Source organism: Bradyrhizobium sp., assembly GCF_019244115.1.
Taxonomy (GTDB): domain Bacteria; phylum Pseudomonadota; class Alphaproteobacteria; order Rhizobiales; family Xanthobacteraceae; genus Bradyrhizobium.
In genome coordinates this window covers 24,723-32,221 of sequence record NZ_JAFATE010000244.1, presented here as the reverse complement: position 1 = coordinate 32,221, position 7,499 = coordinate 24,723, and the positions used below count along the sequence as shown (strand labels likewise).

11 protein-coding genes are annotated in these 7,499 nt (G+C 65.1%); 10 read left to right on the top strand and 1 reads right to left on the bottom strand.

Annotation, left to right across the window (positions count from 1 at the left end; translation table 11 throughout):
* Positions 1 to 525 (top strand): GDP-mannose pyrophosphatase (locus JOZ76_RS11025; RefSeq protein ID WP_291698663.1); only part of this gene is annotated, 525 nt, incomplete at its 5' end.
* A gap of 192 nt (positions 526 to 717) precedes the next feature.
* On the opposite strand, the gene JOZ76_RS11020 is transcribed toward JOZ76_RS11025, so the two are convergent.
* Positions 718 to 1,485: an SOS response-associated peptidase gene (locus JOZ76_RS11020; protein WP_291698662.1), complete on the bottom strand. Its 768-nt coding sequence runs from the start codon at positions 1,483 to 1,485 to the stop codon at positions 718 to 720.
* Positions 1,486 to 1,592: 107 nt separating this feature from the next.
* On the opposite strand from JOZ76_RS11020, the gene JOZ76_RS11015 reads away from it, so the two are divergent.
* From JOZ76_RS11015 to JOZ76_RS10975, 9 genes are all read left to right on the top strand, one after another.
* Complete coding sequence (locus JOZ76_RS11015; RefSeq protein ID WP_291698666.1) at positions 1,593 to 2,057, top strand: hypothetical protein; 465 nt, start codon at positions 1,593 to 1,595, stop codon at positions 2,055 to 2,057.
* Complete coding sequence (locus JOZ76_RS11010) at positions 2,057 to 2,500, top strand: NUDIX hydrolase (RefSeq protein ID WP_291698661.1); 444 nt, start codon at positions 2,057 to 2,059, stop codon at positions 2,498 to 2,500. Before JOZ76_RS11015 ends, JOZ76_RS11010 begins: the two co-directional genes overlap by 1 nt.
* 80 nt (positions 2,501 to 2,580) lie before the next feature.
* Positions 2,581 to 2,970, top strand: coding sequence for a TIGR02301 family protein (locus JOZ76_RS11005; protein ID WP_291698660.1), 390 nt, complete (start codon positions 2,581 to 2,583; stop codon positions 2,968 to 2,970).
* Between the two features lie 418 nt (positions 2,971 to 3,388).
* A complete protein-coding gene (locus JOZ76_RS11000; RefSeq protein WP_291698665.1) occupies positions 3,389 to 3,649 on the top strand; it encodes a hypothetical protein in 261 nt (86 codons plus the stop codon).
* Positions 3,561 to 4,613 (top strand): CAF17-like 4Fe-4S cluster assembly/insertion protein YgfZ, encoded by a 1,053-nt coding sequence (gene ygfZ / locus JOZ76_RS10995; RefSeq protein WP_366938559.1) that lies wholly within the window; start codon positions 3,561 to 3,563, stop codon positions 4,611 to 4,613. The genes JOZ76_RS11000 and ygfZ overlap by 89 nt, the downstream gene beginning before the upstream one ends.
* On the top strand, positions 4,610 to 5,236 hold the full coding sequence (locus tag JOZ76_RS10990) for a DNA-3-methyladenine glycosylase I (RefSeq protein ID WP_291698658.1): 627 nt from the start codon (positions 4,610 to 4,612) through the stop codon (positions 5,234 to 5,236). Before ygfZ ends, JOZ76_RS10990 begins: the two co-directional genes overlap by 4 nt.
* Positions 5,233 to 5,847, top strand: a complete 615-nt coding sequence (locus JOZ76_RS10985) for an HD family hydrolase (protein WP_291698657.1) — start codon at positions 5,233 to 5,235, stop codon at positions 5,845 to 5,847. The genes JOZ76_RS10990 and JOZ76_RS10985 overlap by 4 nt, the downstream gene beginning before the upstream one ends.
* 168 nt (positions 5,848 to 6,015) lie before the next feature.
* A complete protein-coding gene (locus JOZ76_RS10980) occupies positions 6,016 to 6,522 on the top strand; it encodes a tyrosine phosphatase family protein (protein ID WP_291698656.1) in 507 nt (168 codons plus the stop codon).
* Positions 6,519 to 7,490, top strand: a complete 972-nt coding sequence (locus JOZ76_RS10975) for an NUDIX hydrolase (protein WP_291698655.1) — start codon at positions 6,519 to 6,521, stop codon at positions 7,488 to 7,490. The genes JOZ76_RS10980 and JOZ76_RS10975 overlap by 4 nt, the downstream gene beginning before the upstream one ends.
* Positions 7,491 to 7,499 lie beyond the last annotated feature (9 nt).

Here is a 7,499-nt window from a genome sequence, read left to right as displayed (position 1 = left end):
GCCAAGGTCACGAGCACGACCTTCGAGTGGCGGCGCAGCGACGGCCGCTGGCAGCAGCAAACGCGCGACGTGTTCGAGCGCGGCAATGCGGCGGCGCTCCTGCCCTACAATCTCAGACAACGCACGATCGTGCTGATCCGCCAATTCCGCTATCCAGCCTATATCAATGGCCATGACGACCTGCTGATCGAGGCCATCGCAGGCCTGCTCGACGATGCCCATCCGGATGTGCGGATCCGCGCCGAAGCCGAGGAGGAGAGCGGCTATCGCCTGCACGACGTCCGCGAGATCTTTGAAGCATTCATGAGCCCGGGCGCGGTGACCGAGAAGATCCATTTTTTCGTCGGCGAATACGAGCCGGAGATGCGGATCGGTGCCGGCGGCGGTCTTGCGCATGAGGGCGAGGACATCGAGGTGCTCGAGCTGTCCTTCGACGAGGCGCTCGCCATGATTGACAATGGGCGTATCGTCGACGCCAAGACCATCATGCTGCTGCAGTACGCCGCGCTGAAGATTTTCAAATGAGACGCGGAAGTTGATAGCACGCAGGTTCTTCTCCCCTCCCCCTTGCGGGCAGGGGTCGGGGGTGGAGGTCCCAGGATGCAGCTCGCGGCTGGGTACCCCCCTCCCCAGCTCTCCCCCGCAAAGGCGGAGGGGCCGCACCGCCGCCGGTGCTTCGGTTGAGCCCAATCAACCAGCGGGTGGTCCGTCCGCACCTCAAAACAAACTCCCCTGCCCGTCATCGCCGCGTGGCGATGACGTGGCTTTGCGGGTCGCGGCTTTCTTCGCGCCCTTCGGCTCTTCCGCGGCGCGCTGCTCCGCCGTGATCGGCAAGAGCAACTGCGCATCGTCATTGCCCGCGCTGTTGACCCTGCTCGACACCTCATGCCAGGTGAACTCGGCCGCCTGCGGCTGGGCGAGCAGTGGCATGATCTCCTCGACATCGAACGCATTGCAGTCGAGCCAGCGCGCGAAATCCGACGGCGCGATCGACACGGGGACGCGATCGTGCAGCACCGCGAGGTCCTCGCTCGCGGGCGCGGTCACGATTGCAACCGTGTCGACCTCCTCGCCGTTGGGACCGGCCCAGGTTTCGGCGACGCCGGCGAGCGCAAAGGCATGTCCGTCGCGGCGATAGATGAAGAACGGATGTTTGCGGCCATCGGCCGCCTGCCACTCGTAATAGCCGTCGGCCGGGATCAGGCAGCGCCGGCGTTTTAGCGCATTCTTGAAGGCCGGCTTGTCCTTAACGCTTTCCGAACGGGCGTTGATCAGCAGCGAAAAGGACCGGGGATCCTTGACCCAGGCCGGCACGAGACCCCACCGCATCAGCCGAACATGCCGCGCACCGTTCTCGATGATGACAACAGGCACAGGTTGTGTCGGCGCAATATTATGCCTTGGCGGGAAATTTGGCTGTTCGACGTAACCAAAAATTAGCCGCAAGGCATCAGGAGGTGAGGTAATTACGAACCGTCCGCACATTATCTCGCCATAATCAGCCCATCGTTCAGGTCCTTTTAACCCCAAGTGCCAAGAGTGCGACGATGACGTCAATGACTTCGACACCCACGCGCGCACATACCGATCACATGATTCCCATGGGTCTCGACGAGGACCGGGCGGCCGAGTTGCGCGCCGCCAACATCAATCCGCGCACCGGGCTTGCCACCGATTACCTCAACCATTTCAATGAAGCGATCATGCTCCTTGAGATGATCCCGGACATGCCGGAATGCGCGGGCGACTTTCTGGAATGGCGGCCCTTGTCGTACGCGGAACACTTCCATGCGTCGAATTTCAAGGCCCGGGATCTGGCGATCTCGGCTTATGAATCCGCCGATCCCGCGATCAGGGCCGAATTCGACCAGCTCACCGGCACCATGACGTCGATCCTGACGGCCGTCGGTCAGGCCATGCGCGAGGCGAGCCAGGACAAGACCCGCGCCAGGCTAGCCGAGCAGGCCACCGCCTGGGTCAAGCCGCTGGTCATGGCCGCTGGCGGCGTGATCAATGGCGGCTCCGAGGGCGACGTCGACTACATCATGACGCATTGATGCCCGGGCCATCCGATCCGGCATCGGGACCCCAGCCGCCGCGCCCCCAGCTTGCCGTCAGCGCGGCGATTTTTCGGGAAGGGAAGGTCTTGTTGGTACGGCGGGCGCGTTCCCCGGCCAAGGGATTCTACTCGCTGCCCGGTGGCCGCGTCGAGTTCGGTGAGTCGCTGCATGCAGCCCTGCACCGGGAAGTCGACGAGGAAACCAGCCTGAAAATCGAAATTCTCGGTCTCGCCGGCTGGCGCGAGGTGCTGCCGCAGGCCGCCGGCTCGGGGCACTATCTCATCCTGTCGTTCGCGGCGAGGTGGGTGGACAGGGAACCGCACCTGAATGAGGAACATGACGATTTCCAATGGCTGGCGCCCGAAGAGATCGGCAGCCTGAAACTCACCGGCGGCCTTGAGGAGATCGTCGCAGCCGCGCGCAAGCTGGTCGTCGGCTGACCCCAGTCGCTCCCGGGCCGAACCTCAACATCTTCAATCAACTTGCTTCCGATGCCGGGCGGCGCCATACAATCGGGGTTGTGAGCCCCTTCAAATCCAAGCCTGCGGCTGCCGCCCTGATCCTGCTCTCGGTCTGCGCCCTCGCCCCGGCGCGGGCGCAGGATGCCGCGGCACCGTTCGACGGCGACCTGCAGCGGCTCGCCGAGATCCTCGGAACCCTGCACTATCTGCGCGGCATCTGCGGCACCAATGAAGGCGGCAAGTGGCGCAACGAGATGCAGGCGCTGATCGACGCCGAGACGCCCTCTGGCGACCGTCGCACCCGGATGATCGCCGGCTTCAACCGTGGCTATAACGGCTTTCAGCAGACCTATCGGACCTGCACGCCGGCGGCCCTGGTCGCGATCCGCCGCTACATCGACGAGGGCTCAAAAATCTCCAAGGACCTGACCGCCCGCTACGCGAACTAGCCGAGCCGGCGATTTCATGCGGGCGCCGCGCCCGTAGATTTACGGGCACTCATCCAGATCATGAACGGCTTTCAGTTCGCCTGGAAGTTGCCTATCCGCATGAGGAATCTGCGCCGGACGGGCTCCAATGCGGATCCGCGCGGCCGGCGGCCCGCGGCCATTTCCCGTGATATCAAAGGAGTTTACTCGGATCGATTCACTGCGATCGCGGCCGTTAACCGTTCCTAAAGAAGTGGTTTAGCGACCGGCAAAACGCGTGCTACACCTCGTTCGTTAATGCGGCCTGCCGCTGTCGCGCCTTCCGAGGTTCGTACCTCATGAATCCCGCTGTCCTGCGGAGTTCGGATCAGGCGAGGCACAGGCGAATCCGGGGGGGTTTTGGGGGCCGCAACCTCGCGCTGATCTCAACGACAAGAGCCTGCCAGTGCCGTTTCGTCCCGCTCGTGCTCCGCTGCCTGATCCCGACCAGAAGAAGGCGGCGCTCAGCTATCTCAACGAGGCCTGGGCGGAAGCGCGCCACGACGGTGTCGATGGCGACTGCCTCGCGCAGGCGAGCCTGTTCGCCGCGCTCGCCGAGCTGGTCGGCACCTATGGCGAGGATGCGGTGGCGGATTATCTGGAAGGCATCCCCTCGCGCGTGCGCAACGGCGAGTATTCGCTGGCACTGGCACGGCAGTAGCCTCGCGGCCGCGCTGGGCGGCGCCCTTGTCGTTTGCGGCGCCGCGGCTTACGTTTCGCTGCAAGATGAACAACGAGACTATCGCATGAAAGCCGCGTTCCTTCCCGATCGCGGCGTCGTCAAGGTGCTCGGCGAGGACGCGCGCAACTTTCTGGGCGGGCTGGTCACGACCGACGTCGAGCGGATCGGGCCCGGCAGCGGCCGCTTCGGCGCACTGCTGACGCCCCAGGGCAAGATCGTCGTCGATTTCCTGATCACAGAGGCGCCGAGCGGCGATGGCGGCTTTCTGCTGGACTGCCCGCGTGCGCTGGCGCAGACGCTCGCTGACAAACTCCGCTTCTACAAGCTGCGCGCCAAGGTCACGGTGGAGAATCTTTCCGATGGCCTCGGCGTCATCGCCGTCTGGGACGGCGAAGCGGGCGCGCTGCCCGATCTCGCCTTCGCCGATCCACGCCAGCCATCCCTCGGCTTGCGGATCCTCGCGCCAAAACAGCTTGCGCCAAAGATCGCCGAATTGATCGGCGCCGAACTCGTCGATGCCAGCGCCTATGAGGCGCATCGCATCGCCTGCGGCGTGCCGCGCGGCGGGCTCGATTTCATCTATGGCGATGCGTTCCCGCACGAGACCAACATGGACCGCCTCCACGGCGTCGATTTCGACAAGGGCTGCTATGTCGGCCAGGAGGTGGTGTCGCGGATGCAGCATCGCGGCACCGCGCGGACGCGGATCGTGCGCATCGCGCTCGATGGACCGTCCCCGGAAGCCGGCACCACGATTCTCGCCGGTGACAAGGCGGTCGGCACGATGGGCTCGACGGCAGGCGAACGCGGCCTGGCGCTGGTCCGCGTCGACCGCGTCGCCGATGCGCTGGAGGCCGGACATGCGCTCACGGCGGGCGGGCTGTCGCTGCGCCTTGCAGATCCCGATGCACTCAAATCAGCGGCGAAACCGTCCGTCGCATGAGCCGCTCCCCTCGCCTGCATCCCGACGGCAAGACGCGCTGCCCCTGGCCCGGCGAGGATCCGCTCTATGTCGGCTATCACGACACCGAATGGGGCGTGCCGGAATATGACGACCGCGCGCTCTATGAGAAGCTGATCCTCGACGGTTTTCAGGCCGGGCTGTCCTGGATCACCATCCTGAAGAAGCGGGACAATTTCCGCCGCGCCTTCGACGATTTCGAGCCGGCAAAGATCGCGCGCTACGGCGACAAGAAGGTCCATGCGCTGATGAACGATGTCGGCATCGTGCGCAACCGCGCCAAGATCGAGGGCGCGATCGCGAGCGCGAAATCCTACCTGACGATCATGGAAGACGGCCCGGGCTTCTCAAAGCTCCTCTGGGATTTCGTCGACGGTCAACCGAAGGTGAACCGTTTCAAGACCACCGCGAGCGTGCCGGCCTCGACGCCGCTGTCGGTAAAAATATCCAAAGACCTGTCGCAGCGCGGCTTCAAATTCGTCGGGCCGACCATCGTCTATGCCTTCATGCAGGCGACCGGCATGGTCAACGATCATCTCGTCGACTGCTTCTGCCATGAAACCTGCGGCAGATCGCGCCGCGCGCTGCGCCTCAAGCACAAATGAGCACGACGCGGACCGCGCCCGTAAGCGCACGCGCCTGGCAGCGAATGCTGTCGGGCCGGCGGCTCGATCTGCTCGATCCCTCGCCGCTCGATGTCGAGATCGCCGACATCGCCCATGGGCTGGCGCGGGTGGCGCGCTGGAACGGTCAGACCAGCGGTGCCCACATCTTCTCGGTGGCGCAGCATACGCTCCTGGTCGAAGCTGTCATGCGGGCCGCCGCGCCGCGCGCCGACGATCGCGTCCGCCTCGCGGCGCTGCTGCATGATGCGCCCGAATACGTCATCGGCGACATGATCTCGCCGTTCAAGGCGGTCCTCGGCGGCGACTACAAGGTGGTGGAGAAACGGCTCCTGGCCGCGATCCATATCCGGTTCGGATTACCGCCGCAGCTTAGCCCCGAGGTCGAAAGGCAGATCAAGGCTGCGGACCGGGGCGCCGCTTTTCTCGAGGCTACCGAACTCGCCGGCTTCTCGGAAAGCGAAGCCAGGCGCCTGTTCGGCCGCGACCCCGGCCTGCCCGAGACCACGAAGCGCGACTATCTGACCCCGTGGAGCGCGGCCAAGGCCGAGAAACGCTTTCTGGCGCGGTTTACCGGGCTGCTGCCAAACTGATCTGTGAGGCCGTTGCATCTGATGTCTTCACCCTCCGCTGTAGGGTGAACACGCTTCCGCCGCGGCTCGGTTAATCTTCTCAATCCAACGGCTTGAACGGGCAGCCTAAAGCTGCTTTCACCATGCCGTCCGCGCCTCTATATTCGACCAGCGCAAGACGAGATGACCATGATTCACGTTTGCTCGCTGGCAGCCCTGCCCGAAACCGTCCGCCTGACCGGCGCCAGCCACGTGCTGACGGTGATGGCCAATGTCGAGCAGGTGCAGCGGCCGGTCTCGGTGCTGCCTGCCAACCACCTCAAGGTTTCGATGGACGACATCACCGAGGAGATCGACGGCTATGTCGCGCCCTCGGAGCAGCATATTGCGAAGGTGCTCACCTTCGTCCGCGCATGGGACCGCAGCGCGCCGCTCGTCGTCCACTGCTATGCCGGCATCAGCCGCTCCACGGCGAGCGCATTCGCCGCGGCCTGCGCTCTCAACCCGCACCGCGATGAAACCGAAATTGCGCTGCGGATCCGCGCCGCATCGCCCATTGCCGCGCCGAACCGGCTGATCGTGGGCCTCGCCGACAAGGCGCTCGGACGCTGTGGGCGAATGCTGCGCGCACTCGACCAGATGGGCCCGGGCGCGATGATGTCCGAGGGCCGCCCCTTCCATATCGAGCTCGAATGAGCGACACGCCGCTGAAGCCGATCGAGATCGGCCTGACCGCGGCGATCGTCGCGATCGACGGCAATGAACCGCGGATCCTCACGGCACGCGGCGAAGATCCTTTGACCGGCCTGCCGTTCGGCCCGTTCGATGCGATCTCGCATCGCACCTTCGAGATCGGCCTCCGCGCCTGGGTGGAAGAGCAGACCGGATTGCGTCTCGGTTACGTCGAGCAGCTCTACACCTTCGGTGATCGTGGCCGGCACGCGCGCGAAGGTGACACCGAGGCCCATGTGGCCTCGATCGGCTATCTCGCGCTGACCCGGGTCGCCGACAATGCCGTGCAGGCGAAGGGGGCGAGTTTTGAGCCCTGGTACCGTTTCTTCCCCTGGGAGGACTGGCGCATCACGCGGCCCGACATCATCGAGCGCGCCATTCTTCCGGAGCTCATGCGGTGGGCGGCTGAGAGCGAGGCGCCGGAGACCGCGCGCGCGCTGCCGCGCAAGGACCGCGTCCGCTTCTACTTCGGCACCGAAGGGGCATCCTGGGACGAGGAGCGCGTGCTCGACCGTTACGAACTGCTCTATGAAGCAGGCCTCGTCGAGGAGGCGCGGCGGGACGGACGGCCCGCCGCGCTGGCGCGCGCCACAATGCCGATGCTCGGCACCTCGATGCGCTTCGACCATCGCCGCATCCTCGCAACCGCAATTGCACGGTTGCGCGCAAAACTGAAGTACCGCCCCGTGGTGTTCGAACTTCTGCCGGCCGAGTTCACACTCACCGAATTGCAGCGAACCGTGGAGGCGATCTCGGGGCGGCATCTGCACAAGCAGAATTTCCGCCGCCTGGTGGAAACCGGTGCATTGGTCGAACCGACCGGCGTGATCTCGACACAAACCGGCGGCAGGCCGGCGGCGCTGTTCCGCTTCCGCCGCGATGTGCTCCAGGAGCGTCCCGCGCCCGGGCTGCGCGTGACCGGACGGAGGTGAAACGCGTGA